Origin of the sequence: Campylobacter sp. RM16187 (assembly GCF_025319965.1) — a bacterium.
Lineage (GTDB): Bacteria > Campylobacterota > Campylobacteria > Campylobacterales > Campylobacteraceae > Campylobacter_A.
Genome location: NZ_CP012549.1, coordinates 1,217,479 through 1,234,227 on the forward strand (window position 1 = coordinate 1,217,479; position 16,749 = coordinate 1,234,227).

Annotated in this window: 15 protein-coding genes; 5 read left to right on the plus strand and 10 right to left on the minus strand. The window is 36.8% G+C overall.

Features of this window, described 5'->3' with window-relative positions:
- Positions 1-25: 25 nt before the first annotated feature.
- The 9 genes from CDOMF_RS06545 to CDOMF_RS06585 all read right to left on the minus strand — a co-directional run bounded on the left by CDOMF_RS06545 (position 26) and on the right by CDOMF_RS06585 (position 10,854).
- Positions 26-2,764, minus strand: a complete 2,739-nt coding sequence (locus tag CDOMF_RS06545; RefSeq protein ID WP_260951240.1) for a M16 family metallopeptidase — start codon at positions 2,762-2,764, stop codon at positions 26-28.
- 19 nt (positions 2,765-2,783) lie between these two features.
- Complete coding sequence (murI, locus tag CDOMF_RS06550; RefSeq protein WP_260951241.1) at positions 2,784-3,566, minus strand: glutamate racemase; 783 nt, start codon at positions 3,564-3,566, stop codon at positions 2,784-2,786.
- A complete protein-coding gene (locus tag CDOMF_RS06555; protein WP_260951242.1) occupies positions 3,563-4,468 on the minus strand; it encodes a DMT family transporter in 906 nt (301 codons plus the stop codon). The genes murI and CDOMF_RS06555 overlap by 4 nt, the downstream gene beginning before the upstream one ends.
- 6 nt (positions 4,469-4,474) lie before the next feature.
- A complete protein-coding gene (locus CDOMF_RS06560) occupies positions 4,475-6,598 on the minus strand; it encodes a TRAP transporter permease (RefSeq protein ID WP_260951243.1) in 2,124 nt (707 codons plus the stop codon).
- 16 nt (positions 6,599-6,614) lie between these two features.
- On the minus strand, positions 6,615-7,553 hold the full coding sequence (locus CDOMF_RS06565; protein WP_260951244.1) for a TAXI family TRAP transporter solute-binding subunit: 939 nt from the start codon (positions 7,551-7,553) through the stop codon (positions 6,615-6,617).
- Between the two features lie 258 nt (positions 7,554-7,811).
- Positions 7,812-8,684 carry a carbon-nitrogen hydrolase gene (locus CDOMF_RS06570; protein ID WP_260951245.1) on the minus strand — a complete coding sequence of 291 codons (873 nt, stop codon included), beginning with the start codon at positions 8,682-8,684 and terminating at the stop codon, positions 7,812-7,814.
- Between the two features lie 48 nt (positions 8,685-8,732).
- The gene (locus CDOMF_RS06575; protein WP_260951246.1) at positions 8,733-9,626 is read right to left on the minus strand and encodes a cation diffusion facilitator family transporter; all 894 of its coding nucleotides are present in this window, start codon (positions 9,624-9,626) and stop codon (positions 8,733-8,735) included.
- Positions 9,607-10,596, minus strand: coding sequence for an agmatine deiminase family protein (locus CDOMF_RS06580; protein ID WP_260951247.1), 990 nt, complete (start codon positions 10,594-10,596; stop codon positions 9,607-9,609). The genes CDOMF_RS06575 and CDOMF_RS06580 overlap by 20 nt, the downstream gene beginning before the upstream one ends.
- A gap of 3 nt (positions 10,597-10,599) precedes the next feature.
- Positions 10,600-10,854, minus strand: coding sequence for a CBU_0592 family membrane protein (locus CDOMF_RS06585; protein WP_260951248.1), 255 nt, complete (start codon positions 10,852-10,854; stop codon positions 10,600-10,602).
- Positions 10,855-11,002: 148 nt separating this feature from the next.
- Here CDOMF_RS06585 and CDOMF_RS06590 point away from each other — a divergent pair, with 148 nt between their 5' ends.
- The 5 genes from CDOMF_RS06590 (at position 11,003) to CDOMF_RS06610 (ending at position 15,035) form a co-directional block, all read left to right on the plus strand.
- Entirely contained in the window at positions 11,003-11,992 is a 990-nt protein-coding gene (locus CDOMF_RS06590) for a c-type cytochrome (RefSeq protein ID WP_260951249.1), read from the plus strand.
- 99 nt (positions 11,993-12,091) lie between these two features.
- Positions 12,092-12,745, plus strand: a complete 654-nt coding sequence (locus CDOMF_RS06595) for an amino acid ABC transporter permease (protein WP_260951250.1) — start codon at positions 12,092-12,094, stop codon at positions 12,743-12,745.
- Positions 12,732-13,400, plus strand: coding sequence for an amino acid ABC transporter permease (locus CDOMF_RS06600; RefSeq protein ID WP_260951251.1), 669 nt, complete (start codon positions 12,732-12,734; stop codon positions 13,398-13,400). The genes CDOMF_RS06595 and CDOMF_RS06600 overlap by 14 nt, the downstream gene beginning before the upstream one ends.
- 8 nt (positions 13,401-13,408) lie before the next feature.
- On the plus strand, positions 13,409-14,146 hold the full coding sequence (locus CDOMF_RS06605; protein ID WP_260951252.1) for an amino acid ABC transporter ATP-binding protein: 738 nt from the start codon (positions 13,409-13,411) through the stop codon (positions 14,144-14,146).
- Between the two features lie 61 nt (positions 14,147-14,207).
- Complete coding sequence (locus CDOMF_RS06610) at positions 14,208-15,035, plus strand: cysteine ABC transporter substrate-binding protein (RefSeq protein ID WP_442863496.1); 828 nt, start codon at positions 14,208-14,210, stop codon at positions 15,033-15,035.
- A 72-nt stretch (positions 15,036-15,107) separates the two neighbouring features.
- On the opposite strand, the gene groL is transcribed toward CDOMF_RS06610, so the two are convergent.
- Entirely contained in the window at positions 15,108-16,745 is a 1,638-nt protein-coding gene (groL, locus tag CDOMF_RS06615) for a chaperonin GroEL (protein WP_172200406.1), read from the minus strand.
- Between the last annotated feature and the right edge of the window lie 4 nt (positions 16,746-16,749).

The following is a 16,749-nucleotide window of genomic DNA, read 5'->3' on the forward strand; positions in this document are numbered from 1 at the left end:
TTGCGCCGTAACTTTAGATTTATCTCTACTTAATAGGACTGTTTATACCTATTATCATATTATCTTCTTTTAGGTATAGCTTAGCTGCATTTTTGATATCCTCATTTGTTATCATGCTAACAAATTTCTCATACTCATCCAGACTAAATATCTCATTATCATATATCTTGCTTGATACCAACTCATTTAGCCAAAAACCGGATTGCTCATATTTTTGTTTTAGCTTTAAAATAGTAGATTTTTTATAGCTTTGAATATATCTATCAAGCGCACCTTCGCTCTTTAAATTTGATATCGTCTTTTTTATTCCATCAAGAACGCTATCAAGTTTTTGAGGAGAAGTTGTAAAAGATATATCGACTCTTGAATGAATATAAGGATGTTTATTTAGTCTAGTACTCAAAGAGATTCCGTAAGTCTCGCCCTTTTCTTCGCGTATATTCTCTCTAAGTGCCATTTTTAGCACTTCGCCAAGAGCAGAAATTTTTATTAAATCAAATTTAGAATACTCATTTTGAACGTTTTTCATCTTTACTATCACATCGCTACGATTTGAAGTCTGATAAAATCGCTCAAATATATGAACTCCATCTAAACCTCTTACGCCGTCATCTATAAAATTTTCGCTATTAAATTTAGCAGGCAAGGTAGCTATGTATTTTTTAATAAGAGGCTCCATATCGGTCTCTTTAAAATCTCCAACAAAAACAAATGCATAAGATGAAGCGTTAGTAAATTTATCATTTACTATATCTTTTAAGTCATTAATTTTAACCGCCTCTATATCACTTCTGCTAAAATGCTTTTTACGCTCATTACCGTTGTAATAAAATTCGCTAAACTCTTTAGAAAATTTATAGCTCGGCAAAGACTCTCTTTTAGCAAGATCTTCTATTCTTTTAGTCTTAATCTTTTTTAGCATATCATCATCAACTCTTGGGGAATTAAACTCAAGATATATGGCTTCCATTAAAGACTCTATATCGCCAGTGCTACTCTTGCCGTAAAATCCATGAGATAAAGAGCTTATTCGCTTTTGATAGCTTAAGTATTTTCCGTTTAAAATTTTACTTATTTGGTAGTTATTAAACTCTCCAGCTCCACTTTCGTTTGAAAGTGTGGTCGCAAACTCTCCTAGCTGAGGTCTGGCAAGATTTGAGACACCTCCTTTACTAACAGCCGCGAAAGATATTAAATTTTTCTCATTTTTAAGAGTTTTTAGAATCACAGTAGCATTATTTTCAAGAGTATAACTCCAAATTTTATGCTTTTCATCAAATTTTTTTGAGATAATTTTGCCTGGTTTTATCTCTTTATTTATCAGTTTTGAAGGCAATTTAAAGCTTTTAAGATGAGATGTATATGGCTTTATATCATTTGCAAGCTGTTCAAATTTCTCCTTACCAAGCCTATATCCTTTAGAACTAAATATACTCACGCTCTTTTCATCAAGGCTCAAGATTCGTCTAAATTCAGCATTAACCTCATCAAGAGTTATTTCGTTTAAAATTTTAAGACTTAAATTCCTGCTATCAATATCGCTTAAAATCACATTTCCAAGCTCAAGTGCATAGACTATATCTCTTAGATAATCGGCTGATTTTTTACTCTTTGATTGCAGATATCTATTATTGATAATGTTGATTAAATTTTTCTTCTCATCATCAAAGTCGCTTTGGCTAAATCCATGAATTTTTATGCCGTTAATAACGCTTAACATATCTTTTATAGAGTCCCCTTGTTTATCTCCTATGATTTTCATATCAAAGCTATACATTGTCTTTTGCGCCTGAATCGGCATATTTGTAAAAACCGCTCTTTGAATAGAATTTTCTCTATTTGTTTTCTCTTCATAAAGCGTATTTATCAAATTTGAAATATATAGATTTATAATCGCTTTGCGAATTTGCGATTCAGTTTGTCTTGGTGAAAATTTATCAAAAAATGAAATTTTAATAGAATTTTCAGCGGTTTCATTTGAATCGTAGTTATAAACATAAAGTCCGTTTTTAGCAGGTATAGTTCTGTTTGCTTTAGTACCATAATTCGTATTTTTAACAGAAGAAAAACTATCTTTTATATAGTCTAAAATTTCATCCTTTTTAAAATCTCCTACAGCCACAAATTCCATAAGTCTAGGCTGATACATCCTATTATAAAAGTCTTTCATCTGGCTTACGCTAACATTTCTTACTATATTCATATCACCTATCGGGGTTCTACTAGCATAGATACTCCCTTCCAGTAAATCATCCCAATGTAGTTTATAAAGCCTATATTCAGGAGTATTTCTAGACCTATCCTCCTCTATAATTACCCCGCGCTCTTTATCAAGCTCATCTTTATCGAAGTTAATTCCATCCATCCAGTTACGAAAAACCAAAAAAACATCTTTTAAATTTCGCTCGTTTACCTCTATATTTAGCATATATGCCGTAGAATCATAAGTCGTATAGGCATTCAAATCGGCACCAAATGCCACGCCTAAACTCTCAAGTTTTTGTATCAACTCGTTTTTACTAAAGTCCCTACTCCCATTAAATGCCATATGTTCAACAAAATGCGCTAAACCAAGCTCGCTTGGCTTTTCATCCGCAGAGCCTGCGCGTACAACAAGCTGAAAATATGCCTTATTTTCCGGCAATCTATTTTCTTTAATATAATATTTTAGTCCGTTTTCAAGAGTACCTGAGGTCAAATTTGCATCTTGCGAAAGAGCAAAAAGACCAATAACAGTAATTAAAAGTAATAAAATTTTTCTCATATCTTCCCTTTTATAAAATTTAATCTATCAAAATCATCCGATCAAGTCGTTTTAAATATCTATATATCCTATCCAGCTCGACTTGACTATCTACTTTGGAGTCTGAATAGTAATACTCTATTTCTTGAGTCGAATCCTCAAGCAAATTTACCCTCTCAAGTTCGTATTTTAGCTTATTTACAGTCCCTTCATTTCCATCTATAAATTTTATATTCGGTGGCAAAATTTCTCTTAAAGTATCTTTAAAATAGTTAAAATGCGTACATCCTAGCACAAGCGAAGAGTAATTAGCAAGATCAAATTTTAGCAGTTCATTTTTTAAATATGCACGCACTCTTTGAGAGTAAAACTCCTCATTTTCTGCAAATTCAACAAGCTTAGGCAAAGCAACTAAATCTATTAAACTCTTATTATCAAAACGAGCTATAAGATCTTTTAGTTTTTTACCTTTTACCGTTACAGGAGTTGCAATTACGATGGTACGTGAGTTTTTAAATATATCTGCAGCCTTTTTAACAGCAGGCTCCATCCCTATAATAGGTATAGCAAACTCCTCTCTTAGCTCGTTTATAGCTGCACTAGTGGCGGTATTACAAGCTACAACTACCGCTTTTACGTCTTTTTCTTGCATAAATTTAAAAGCATGAGTAGTGTAAGATAAAATTTGCTCTTTTGTTTTTAATCCATAAGGAACATTTTGCCTGTCCGCGTAATATAAAAACTGCTCGTTAGGCAATTTTTTAATAGCCTCATTTAATACGCTAAGCCCGCCAAGCCCTGAGTCAAATATCCCTATTTTCATCGCGCATTCCTCTTTATATTTGCCAAATTAACTCCAACCACTCCAAGTATTATAAAACTTGCTCCTAAAAAATGATAGATTTCAAAATTTTCATCAAGCAAGAATATTCCGGCAATTATTGTTACCAAGGTTGAAAGATTGCTAAAAATTCCTATCTTAAAAGCTTCTAATCGTTTTAGTGAATAGCCGAACAAAAAAGAGGTTGCTACGGAACTAAAAATTGCTAAAAATAGTGTCGAAATAGTAAATTTAATATCTAAAAAAGGCGCGAAATAAAGCTTTAATTCTCTGGATTTTAAAATATAATCACTCAAATTTAACATATTAAAAAATATAAATCCTATAAAAATAGTAACTACAACTAACTTTGAAATTTCAAATTTTGCCAAAACACGCCTTGCAAAAACATTATAAAGCGAGATAGCAATAACTGATAAAATAATTAAAAAATTGCCTATTAGACTTGAATTTTCACCAAAATTACCAGACATATAAATGATGTAAATAATGCCAAAAACAGAGACTAGCGCAAAAAATTTCTGCCATATATTTGTATATTCTCCAATAAAGAAATGCGCAAAAACCATTGTAACAACTGGAGTGCAAGCATGAAAGATTCCAGCCATAACCGAGCTGGTAAATGTAAGTCCAAAGGCTTGAAAAGCAAAAAATAAACTTGGATATAAAATGGCTATAAATGATATTTTTTTAAAATCTTTTAAGCTTATTTTTTCATTTATAAAACCGAATTTTATTAAAATCAGTACAACTATAAAGGCTATGCTAAATCTATGCGCCAGACTTTCAAATACGCTTGCAAACTCAAGTGAAATTTTGACAAAAGCAAATGAAAAACCTACTATAAATGTAGCAGCTAAAAGCGATAGATAGGCTCTTAACATAGATAGTTAAGAGCTCTTTTTCTCACTCTTATTTCTCATCCATTGATATGCAAAAATAAGTCCGTAAATACCTACTCCGATAGCGTAAGATACATATTCGTTTGGAATAGCGGCCATATATTTAACGCACATATTTGGAACCAATACAAGAGGCACTACCGCAAGTAGCAAAACTCTCTCCCAAATTTGCACTCTGGTTACAAAAAAGCCTTGAAGTGCGGAAGAAAAGGCAAACATACCTATAAGCGCAGTTGCAAATATAAGTAGCATCTCAAGAGGATTTGTTATCCATACAATACCCTTGGCATCATTTGGAGCTGCCGGATTTATACTCTCTATCAATAAAAGTTTATTATTAAATACAAAAGCAAAAGGTAAAACCGTAGTTCTTAGATCGTAAAAGAAGCCTTGCACACCAACTGTTACAGGATTTGCTTTGGCAATACCGGCAGCGGCGTAAGCGGCAATTCCTACAGGAGGCGTATCGTCGGCTAAAATTCCAAAATAAAATACAAATAGATGCACCGCAATAGCAGGAATTAAAAATCCGTTTTTATAAGCTAAAAATAAAATTACAGGTGCAACAAGAGATGATACCACTATATAATTAGCCGTAGTTGGAAGACCCATTCCAAGTATCAAAGACATAACAGCGGTTAAAAATAGTATCAGCAAGATATTATTACCTGCTATAATCTCAACCACTTCAGATAAAACCTGACCAATACCAGTAAGAGAGATTGAGCCCACTATAATTCCGGCTAAACCTGTAGCTATAGCTATAGTAGTCATATTTCTGGCAGCCGTTACCATAGCCCAGAAAATATCCGCAAAGCCTATAATAAAATCGTTTTTATTTACTTTTTCTCCCATAGCCATTTTTTTAATAGGCTCTTGGAATATAATTATCAAAAACAAAACATTTATAGCGTTAAATGCTGCGGATATCGGCGACTCTTTGGCTATCAAAAGGGTATAAAGCATAACCAATATAGGTATTAGATAGTGAAGTCCGCTAAAGAAAATTTTCAACTTAGAAACGCTTCTATCTTGTTTCATTCCTTTTAAGCCAAGTTTGCAAGACTCCAGATGCACTATAAAAAATAAGGATGCATAGCAGACAAAGGCAGGAATTACAGCAGCTATCATTACATTAGTATAGCTCATGCCTAAAAATTCGGCTATTATAAATGCAGCCGCACCCATAATAGGTGGCATAAGCTGTCCGTTTACACCAGCTGCCACTTCGATAGCTCCGGCTTTTGTACTAGTTAGTCCGGCTTTTTTCATAAGAGGAATGGTAAATGTTCCAACGGTTACAACGTTTGCCGTTGAGCTTCCGGAGACCATACCTGTTAAACCGCTAGCTATAACAGAAGCCTTAGCAGGACCTCCTCTAAATCTGCCAAGCAGAGCAAAGGCTAAATTTATAAAATACTGCCCCGCTCCAGCTCTTTCAAGAAGCGAACCAAACAAAACAAAAAGATATATAAAGCTCACACTAACACCAAGCGGCACTCCAAATACGCCCTCGGTAGTTAGATACATATGCCCTGCGAGTTTATTTAGACTGGCACCTTGGTGAGCTATGATGTCTGGCATATACTGTCCAAAATAGTCATAACACAAAAATATAGCCGCGATGATGCCAAGCGCAGGTCCTATCACGCGTCTACCGGCTTCAAATAGTATAAGTACGGCAGCACTTGATATCAAAACATCAAATTTAGTATAGTCTCCTGGTCTTTGAGCAAGAGAGTAAAACTCTACAAAAGGATAAAGTGCCGCTATGACACCCACTACACAAAGCAAGATATCATAAATCGGCACGCTAGTTTGAGCCTTTTTGTGAAATTTCACAGGATAGAGCAAAAATACAAGCGCTATCGCAAAAGAGAGGTGAATGGAACGTGACATAGTGGTATTCATAGGAAAATACGCGATATATAGTTGGAAAACCGACCAAGCAAAACAAATTATACTTGTTAAATAGATATAAAAATTCGAGTTTATCTCTCTTGTTTTTACCTCTACAAACTCCTCTTTTTCCTGAGGTATTGCATTTTGCTCTTCTATATCCGTATTTATATCCTTGTTTTTTAAATCACCAATTTTGCCGTTTAGCTCCATTAACCCACCCTTAAAATTATTTAATTATTCCATGTTTTTTAAACTCAGCCTCAGCAGCAGGGTGAAGCGGAGCTGAAAGACCCTCTATTAAAGACTCTTTAGTGACCGCACCAAGTGCCGGATGAAGTGTTTTATACTCATCAAAGTTATCTAGTATCGCCTTAACAACAGCAGTTACCGCTTTATCGCTCATATCTTTGTTTGTAACCAAAACAGCCTTAACGCCGATACTTTCTACATCTTTATCAACGCCTTCGTAAGTGCCTTTTGGTATCACGCCTTTTGCAAAATACGGAAACTCTTTAAGCATCTTATCGATATTTTCACCGCTAATATTTACGATATCAATCGGCATAGAATTCGCCGCGTCAGTGATGTTTGCCGTAGGGTGACCTACCATATAAAAATATCCGTCGATTTTCTTATCTTTAAGCGCGTGCGGGCACTCTTGAGCTGTTAAAACGCCGTGATGTTTTAGCTTTTTAGCGTCAAAGCCGTAAGCATTAAACACCGTAAGCGCAGTCATTTCGTTACCGCTGCCAGGATTTCCTACGTTGATGCTTTTGCCAGCGAGATCATTTATTGAAGCAATTCCGCTTGCTTTTGATACGACAAAAGCCAAAAGTTCAGGATATATCGACACAACCGCACGCAAATTCTTATCGCCCATATCTTTAAATTTGCCTACGCCGTTATATTTGTCATACACTACGTCGCTTTGAACAAAGCCGAAATTTAGCTCTTTTTTAAGAACGTTATTTACATTATATATAGAACCGCCCGTTGATTGAACGGAACATTTTATCTGAGGATCTTTATTAGCAAGTCTGCATATAGCTCCGCCCACAGGATAATAAGTTCCAGTCATTCCACCAGTACCGATAGAAATGAACTCTTTTGCGCTAAGTGTTGAAGCCAAAAGCAGTCCAGCCAAAGCCAAAGATGTTTTTTTCATAGTCAATCCTTTATAAAAAATTTGATTTTCTATCGTATCACAAATTCTATTTTTGCCAGAAATTTATTTGAGATTTTTTGAGACTAATTCTAAAATTTTTCACAATTTTACACATTTTAGGCTTAAAAAATAATTTTCTTAAGTTTTAATTTATATTATTTTTATAATGATTTTTTTATTTAAGTTTTATATAGAGAAAGATTGATTAAATTCTTAAGCTAAGGCACGACAAAGCTTAAGAATTTAAAATATATATAATTAATCAATAAAACGCTTTGTTAAATTTTGATACTCATCTATCCTACGATCTCTAAGAAATGGCCAAATTCTACGAACCTCTTCACTTCTTTTCATATCAATATCTACAATATAGCACTCTTCGCTCTCGCTATCGGCTCTAAATAGCTCCTCGCCCTGAGCACCAAAGACAAAGCTATTGCCCCAGAATTTTATTCCGTCCATAGCCCCGCTCTGATCCTCTTCAAAACCTACACGATTTACAGCTACCACAGGCAAGCCATTTGCGACAGCGTGTCCTCTTTGAACCGCTACCCAAGCATCCAGCTGACGTATTTTCTCTTCACTACTATCAGACTCAAACCAACCTATAGCAGTAGGATAAATTAAAATTTTAGCACCGCGCAAAGCCATAAGTCTAGCAGCTTCAGGATACCACTGATCCCAGCATACCAAAAGCCCAAGTCGCCCCACGCTCGTATCTATCGGCTCAAACCCAAGATCGCCCGGCGTAAAATAAAATTTCTCGTAAAATCCAGGATCATCCGGTATATGCATCTTGCGGTATCTGCCAGCTATGGAGCCGTCTTTTTCATAGACGTAAGCAGTGTTATGATAAAGTCCGTCGGCTCGTTTTTCAAAGAGTGAAGCAACCAAAACCACACCATTTTGTTTAGCTACATGCCCCCAAAATTTGACATCCTCTTCCCACTCGTTAGCAAGATCAAAGAATTTAGTATCTTCGCCTTGGCAAAAATACTGAGTTTGATGAAGCTCTTGACAGACTACAAGCTCAGCCCCACCCTCGGCCGCCTCTCTTATTAGCTCTATAGTTCTTTGATTCGTAGCCTCTTTCGAGCCATGAAATTTTTGTTGAATTAGCGCTACTTTCATAAAATCACCTCAAATTAAATTTTCAAAAAATTATATCACACAAAGCTTTTAAGCCAAATTTCTATCATCATAAGGATCTAAGTGAGTTGTTATCTCCCATCTAAATTCACTAAATTTATCCCTTATTTCATATTCGATTTGGTTGGAAATCTCATGCGCCTTAACAAGTAAAATTTCCTTATCAAATACCAAATGAACGACCATGTAGCAGATATCAGAACTCTTTCTAGTCGCCAACCCATGAAAGCTATTTATCTCTTTTTTAGATTTTATAATATCTTCTATTTGACTTACCATTTGAGACTCAAGAGCCTTGTCCAAAAGCACCCCTAAGCTCTCTTTCATCAAAGATATGGCTGAATTTACAATATATCCGCTAATTACGATACCAAAGATTGCATCTATTATCGTAAATCCTGTAAATTTGATAATAATTAAGGCTAAAATTATGCCAAAATTGGTAAAAAAATCACTTTTATAATGAAGTGCATCAGCCTTGATTATCAAATTTTTTGTCTTCTTTGCCACAAAATTTAAAAACGCAACAAGAGCACCCGTAACCACAAAAGAAAAGATCATCACATACAGGCTCAAATCGACATTTAACTCTACTTCGTCGGCTCTAAATTTAAGTATGCTTTCATAAAAAATAAAAACTCCTATACCTACGATTAAAATCCCTTCAAGCATCGCAGCTATGGCTTCTAATTTAGTATAACCAAAGTTAAATTTATCGTTTGGTTTGGCTTGAGATTTCCTAAGTGCAAAAAAGTTTAAAGCAGATACCAAAAGGTCAAGCATAGAATCAATCGCAGAGCTAAGCACCGAAACAGAACCGCTTGCTATACCTGCAATAAATTTAATAACCGAAAGCAAAAAAGCCGTAGTTCCAGCGACTATTACGGCTAATCTTTGTAAATTTTTATTTTCTATCCGTTCCATCTCTTCTTAAAAACCTATTTTGACTTGAGCAGTGAAGCGAACCGTTTTGACGCACAAAAACGAGTGAATTTACGCCTATGATTTTATGATCTGGAAGTGCTTTTGCAAGCCTTTCAAGCACGATTTTATCGTTTGGATCATTATACGTAGGCACGATCAAAGCTCCGTTTACAAAGATAAAATTTGCGTAAGTACACCCAAGCCTCTTGCCTTCATAAAATTTAGCCTTTGGAAGCGGCAGCTCAAGCAGTTTAAATCCCGTAGTCTCAAGCTCTTGCTTCATCTTTTTAAGCTCTTCATAGTGCTCATCATCCTTATCGTCCGTGCAAGCATAAGCTATCGTATCAGGCGAGATAAACCTAGCCAAAGTATCAACGTGAGAGTCGGTATCATCGCCCTTTATAAAGCCATGCTTTAGCCAGATAACGCGCTTTAAGCCAAAAAGCTCTTTTAGCTTGGCTTCTATCTGCTCTTTATTAAATTTTGAATTTCGGTTGTCGTTTAAAAGGCAAGTTTCGGTAGTTAGCAAAGTGCCCTGCCCGTCAAATTCGATACTTCCGCCCTCTAATATAAAATCAACTTCGCGCAGATCACTTTTAAAATGCTTGGCAAGCTCTAAATTTACGGCATTATCCTTTGAGCTCTCAAATTTCCCGCCCCAAGCGTTAAATTTAAAATCATAGCTTAAAATTTTATCGCCGTTTTCAACGTCAATCATCCCGTAATCGCGTATCCAAGTGTCATCCGTATCGATCTTGATAAACTCAACATTATCAAATTTGGCAAATCTTGAGTTAAAAATTTCCTCATCGGGGCAGATTAAAACTACTTTTTGAAAAGGCACGATAGCTGCCACAAGCTCTTCATAGCTATCTAAAATTTCATTTAAATAAGGCTTCCAGTCGCTGTTTTCATGTGGAAGCGATAAAAATATCAGCTCTTGTTTTTCCCACTCTGCATAAGCTCTCAAATTTTACTCCTTAACTTCTCTTTTATCTTTATAAATTTTAAAAATTCCATATAGCGTTATAAAAATCCAAAATACTTCTATCAAAAACGAACCTAAATTAAAATGCACGAAAAGCGAGATGATAAGCAGTATGGCTCCTGCTAAATTTATAAGCTGATAGCTTAAATCAGCGCTTGTCATCTTGCCAATCTGAAGTAAAAAATATGCAAGCACGATGCAAATCATGCCCAAAAATCCGATAAATTGAAAAATATCCATAAAACCTCTGTCTTTAAAATTAAAACTAATTGTAACATATTAAAAAAATTCTAGTTTTAAAAATTAAATATTTTTTACGCCAAATTCCTGTAATATTTTAAAATATATTTTAAATAAAATTTAAATAACTTTATCATAAGGAGATTTTATGAAAAATACCGTTTTGCTGATGGCTGTGCCGCTTTTAGTAAGCAGCTCATTTGCGTTTGACGCGGCTAAAGATAAGGCTAAAAGCGCTTATCCGTTTGAAGTAAAAGTTCAGGAATTTAAACTTCCTGTGGGAATTGACGAAAACGGCGTCATAGACGAAGCTAAGCTCGGCGACTCTCCTTATGCAAAAACCGTTATATTTGGCTCAAAGCTATTAAACGAAACTTCAAGATACCTTGGTCCTATGGCAAAAGATGAGAAAAAGCGCTTTGCGGGCAACAACCTCTCCTGTTCAAGCTGCCACTCAAAGGGCGGAGTTGAGCCGGGACACTCTCCTTTCGTAGGAATTACGGCTAGATTTCCTCAATACAACTCAAGAGCCGATCAGGTCGTAACTCTTCAAGATCGTATAAACGGCTGCTTCCAACGCTCAATGTCGGGCAAGCCGATCCCTGCAAACTCAAAAGAGATGCGCGCGATGGTAACTTACATGCACTGGCTATCGACAGGATATGAAGTGGGCGCAAAGGTTAAAGGTCAAGGACTCGTTAAGGCCGAGTATATAGACCGCGCGGCAGATCCTAAAAAAGGTAAAGAAATTTATGCAGCCAGATGCGCATCGTGCCACGGCGAAAACGGCGAAGGTATGGTAAATCCCGACTTTGCAAACGGTGGAGATTACTATGTATTTCCGGCTCTTTGGGGCAATGATAGCTACAACACGGGTGCCGGCATGTACCGCCTCATAAAAGGCGCTCAATACGTCAAATCAACGATGCCTCAAGGCGATGCGACCCTAACTTGGGAAGAGGCTTATGACGTAACAGCCTACATGAACTCACACGAAAGACCGATCAAGCAAGGCCGCGAGAAGGACTTCCCTGATCTTGATGTTAAGCCTATGGATATGGACGTAGGGCCTTACAACGACGGATTTGACGAGAACGCTCATAGATTTGGACCTTACAAACCTATGCTTAAAAAATAAATTTTTCTTTGAATAGCGGTATTAATACTAATTTTGTCTTTAAATTTAGTATTAATACGCTAAAATCCCCCTCAAATTTAAATAATTAGGCTAAATTTTATGGATTTTGAGTTTATCAAAGAATTTTCGCCGATGTTTGTAAAAGCAGCGTTTTTAACGCTAAATTTGGCTTTTTGGGGGATCTTGCTCTCTATCATCATTGGCATCATCTGCATGGCTATAAAATTTTACAAGATAAAATTCCTAATACCAATCGTAAACGGCTATATCGAGCTTTCACGCAACACTCCGCTTCTCATACAGCTATTTTTTCTCTACTACGGTCTGCCGAAACTTGGTATAAATTTAAGCTCGTTTTCTTGCGCGGTGATAGGGCTAGCGTTTCTTGGAGGAAGCTACATGGCTGAAAGCTTTAGGCTTGGGCACGAGTCGGTAAAAACCTCTCAGATCGAAGCGGGTCTTAGCATAGGACTAAGTCAAAATCAACTTCTTGCCTATGTAATCACTCCGCAAGCCTTTAGCGTGGCGCTTCCAAGCATCAGTGCAAATATTATATTTTTACTCAAAGAAACTTCGATCGTAAGCATCGTAGCACTTGCTGACCTTGTATATGTAGCAAAAGATATCATAGGACTATACTATATGACTGATGAGGCGCTATTTATGCTAGTTATTAGCTATCTTATAATTATTTTGCCAACTTCACTTCTTTTAACTTGGCTTGAAAAAAGGATGAAACGTGCAAGGAGCTAGCATCTTATTTGATGTGCAAAATTTAATGCGCCTTGGCGAAGGACTTATAGTAAGCCTTGAAATCTCTATAATATCGATAGTTATTTCGGTATTTGGCGGTTTATTTATGGGCGTTTTAATGAGCTCAAAAAATAAATTTATATATTGGATTTGCAAATTTTGCCTTGAAATAGTCCGTATCATGCCTACTATAGTATGGTTATTTATATTTTACTTCGGAGTAAGCAGAGCTTTAGGGCTTCATATCAGTGCGTTTACGGCTTCGCTTTTGGTCTTTAGCGTTTGGGGCATATTTGAGATGATGGATATAGTGCGAGGCGCGATAACTTCGATACCAAAGCATCAGTTTGAAAGCGCAGCATCGCTTGGACTTAGTAAGATGCAAATTTACACAAATGTCATCGTCCCGCTTGCCATGCGCCGTTTGGTTCCCGGTGCCGTAAATTTACTAAGCAGGATGATAAAGACAACTTCGATAGTCGTGCTAATAGGCGTGGTAGAAGTGGTAAAAGTCGGACAACAAATTATAGAAAACCACGTCTTTACAAACAACATGGCGCCGTTTTGGATATACGGCTTTATATTTTTTCTATATTTTATCATCTGCTATCCGATCTCAAAGCTCTCAAAGAAGCTTGAGGATAGATGGAATTAGGAGAATTCATGGATAAATACATACTTCAACTTAAAAATTTACAAAAATACTACGGCGATACGCACGCCCTTAAAAATATAAATTTAAACGTAAAAAGTGGCGAAGTTGTCGTTATATTAGGACCTTCAGGTTGTGGTAAAAGCACTACACTTAGATGTATAAACGGTTTAGAGCATATTGAAAATGGGGAGATAATAATCCACAATCAAGTAATCACAAAAGACTTTAAAGACTGGACTAAAATTAGGCAATATGTGGGCATGGTCTTTCAAAGCTATGAACTATTTGACCATATGAACGTAATAGATAATATCCTACTAGGGCCGGTAAAGGCACAAAAAAGAGATAAAAAAGAGGTAGAAAAAGAAGCTGACATGTGGCTAGCAAAAGTTGGCTTAAGCGGTAAAAAATACTCATATCCAAAAGAGTTAAGCGGTGGTCAAAAACAAAGAATCGCTATCGTGCGTGCACTTTGTATGAATCCAGACCTAATGCTATTTGACGAGGTTACGGCAGCCCTTGATCCTGAAATTGTGCGTGAAGTACTAGATGTAATAATAAATTTAGCCAAAGATGGCATGACAATGCTAATTGTAACTCATGAAATGGAATTTGCTCGTGCGGTTGCAGACCGCATAATATTTATGGATGCCGGTGAAATAGTAGAAGAAAATACACCTAACGAATTTTTTACAAGTCCGAAAACGGAACGCGCAAAGAAATTTCTAAATCTATTTTCATTTTAATTAAGTATTTGTTAGTCAAATTTATTGCATAATTTACCTTATTTCAATCAAAGGAAAAAGAATGAGAAATTTTATGCTTTCATTTTTGGCAATCTTCGCCACTGTATTTTTAACAGCTCAGGTAGCCGAAGCAAACGACGCTTTGACCAAAATAAAAGAGCGTGGATATGTGCGCATAGGAGTTTTTAGCGATAAACCCCCATTTGGGTACGTCGATAAAAACGGCAATAATCAAGGATATGATATTTACTTTGCAAAACGCATAGCAAAAGATCTGCTTGGCGACGAAAGTAAGATAAAATTTGAGCTTGTAGAGGCCGCTAGCAGGGTTGAATTTTTAGTAGCTGACAAGGTTGATATTATTTTAGCTAATTTTACACATACGAAAGAGCGCGCTAGAGTCGTTGATTTCGCGCTTCCTTATATGAAAGTATCGCTTGGTATAGTTAGCCCTGAAGGCAAAGTAATAAAAAATATAAACGAGCTAAAAGGCAAAAAATTAATCGTAAATAAAGGCACTACAGCTGATGCATACTTCACAAAAAAACATCCCGATATTGAACTTTTAAAATATGATCAAAACACAGAGACATTTGGCGCACTGTTAGATAAAAGAGGTGCGGCTCTAGCTCATGATAATGCCCTACTTTTCGCATGGGCTAAAGAAAATCCTGGCTTTACAGTAGGTATAGAGTCGCTTGGTGATGTAGATGCAATAGCGCCTGCAGTCAAAAAAGGCAACAAAGCTCTACTTGAGTGGATAAATAATGAAATAATCGAACTTGGTAAGGAAAACTTCTTTCACAAAGCATACGATGCTACACTTAAACCAATATATGGCGACAGTGTAAATCCGGAATCTCTTGTAGTAGAGGGTGGAAAATTATAGATTTTTAAGAAAAGAATACATAAATTGATTCCCCTTTGTTTGTTTACAAAAGGGAATTTTATTACTGGCAGCTTACATCATGCCGCCCATGCCACCCATTCCGCCCATATCAGGCATTGCCGGCATTGCAGGTTTGTCCTCTTTTAACTCGCTTATAGTAGCCTCTGTTGTAAGAAGAAGGCTTGAAACGCTAACTGCATTTTGAAGTGCTACACGCTCAACCTTAACGGGGTCGATGATGCCTGCTTCAAACATATTTACATACTCGCCTGTAGCAGCGTTAAAGCCGAAATTTGCATCTTTGCTTGTGCTAACAGCATTTGCGACAACACCTGCGTCAAAGCCTGCGTTTTCAGCTATTTGGCGAAGCGGTGCAGTTAAAGCGCGTCTTACGATAGCGGCACCTATCGCCTCATCGCCGCTTAGATCAAGCTTTACTCTGGAGCTTGCTTGTATAAACGCAGCGCCACCGCCGATTACGATACCCTCTTCAACAGCGGCTTTTGTAGCGCTTAGTGCGTCATCTACGCGGTCTTTTTTCTCTTTCATCTCAGTTTCTGTTGCCGCACCTACTTTTATAACAGCCACACCGCCGCTTAGTTTGGCTAAACGCTCTTGAAGTTTTTCTTTATCATAATCACTTGTAGTCTCTGCGATTTGAGCCTTGATTTGAGCTATTCTTGCATCTATAGAAGCTTTTTCGCCAGCTCCGTTTACGATAGTCGTGTTATCTTTATCGATAACTACGGTTGAGGCTTGTCCAAGATCGCTTAAATTTGCTCCTTCAAGTGTTCTGCCGAGCTCTTCGCTTATCACTTCACCGCCTGTTAAGATAGCGATATCTTCAAGCATCGCCTTTCTTCTATCTCCAAATCCCGGCGCTTTAACGGCAGAGATATTTAGCACGCCTCTAAGTTTATTTACAACCAAAGTCGCAAGAGCTTCTCCCTCGATATCTTCAGCTATGATTAAAAGCGGCTTACCGGTCTTTTGAATTTGCTCTAAAATAGGCAATAAATCTTTTAAATTTGTAATCTTCTTATCGAATAGCAATATATAAGGATTGCTTAGCTCTACTTGCATTTTTTCAGCGTTTGTAATGAAGTATGGGCTTAGATATCCACGGTCAAACTGCATACCCTCAACCACATTTAGCTCATCATGGATTGATTTTGCTTCCTCAACAGTTATAACGCCGTCTTTGCCTACTTTTTCCATCGCGTCGGCTATCAATTCGCCTATCGTAGCATCTGAATTTGCCGATATTGTAGCGACTTGAGCTATCTCTTTTTTATCCGTTACTTTTCTAGCCATAGCTTTTAGCTCGGCTATGATAGCAGCCGCTTCTTTATCCATTCCGCGTTTTACTTCGATTGGATTTGCACCTGCAGTGATGTTTCTAAGACCCTCTTTAAATATAGCGTTAGCCAAAACCGTCGCGGTTGTAGTTCCATCACCTGCTTCGTCAGCCGTTTTGCTTGCTACTTCTCTTACAAGCCCTGCGCCCATATTTTCAAGTGCATCTTTTAGCTCAACCTCTTTAGCTACGCTAACGCCGTCTTTTGTGATGGCAGGAGCGCCGAAACTCTTTTGGATAAGTACGTTTCTACCGCGTGGTCCCATAGTTACTTTTACGGCGTCGTTAAGTTTTCTAACACCTTCGTATAGTCTATTTCTAGCTTCATCTGAAAAAAATATCTCTTTTGCCATTTTC

Coding starts and splice junctions, on each gene's coding strand:
- groL (WP_172200406.1), bottom strand. CDS start 16,745: ATGGCAAAAGAGATATTTTTTTCAGATGAAGCTAGAAATAGACTATAC.
- CDOMF_RS06595 (WP_260951250.1), top strand. CDS start 12,092: ATGGATTTTGAGTTTATCAAAGAATTTTCGCCGATGTTTGTAAAAGCA.
- CDOMF_RS06555 (WP_260951242.1), bottom strand. CDS start 4,468: ATGTTAAGAGCCTATCTATCGCTTTTAGCTGCTACATTTATAGTAGGT.
- CDOMF_RS06545 (WP_260951240.1), bottom strand. CDS start 2,764: ATGAGAAAAATTTTATTACTTTTAATTACTGTTATTGGTCTTTTTGCT.
- CDOMF_RS06610 (WP_442863496.1), top strand. CDS start 14,208: ATGAGAAATTTTATGCTTTCATTTTTGGCAATCTTCGCCACTGTATTT.
- CDOMF_RS06590 (WP_260951249.1), top strand. CDS start 11,003: ATGAAAAATACCGTTTTGCTGATGGCTGTGCCGCTTTTAGTAAGCAGC.
- CDOMF_RS06560 (WP_260951243.1), bottom strand. CDS start 6,598: ATGGAGCTAAACGGCAAAATTGGTGATTTAAAAAACAAGGATATAAAT.
- CDOMF_RS06575 (WP_260951246.1), bottom strand. CDS start 9,626: ATGGAACGGATAGAAAATAAAAATTTACAAAGATTAGCCGTAATAGTC.
- CDOMF_RS06570 (WP_260951245.1), bottom strand. CDS start 8,684: ATGAAAGTAGCGCTAATTCAACAAAAATTTCATGGCTCGAAAGAGGCT.
- CDOMF_RS06605 (WP_260951252.1), top strand. CDS start 13,409: ATGGATAAATACATACTTCAACTTAAAAATTTACAAAAATACTACGGC.
- CDOMF_RS06565 (WP_260951244.1), bottom strand. CDS start 7,553: ATGAAAAAAACATCTTTGGCTTTGGCTGGACTGCTTTTGGCTTCAACA.
- CDOMF_RS06585 (WP_260951248.1), bottom strand. CDS start 10,854: ATGGATATTTTTCAATTTATCGGATTTTTGGGCATGATTTGCATCGTG.
- murI (WP_260951241.1), bottom strand. CDS start 3,566: ATGAAAATAGGGATATTTGACTCAGGGCTTGGCGGGCTTAGCGTATTA.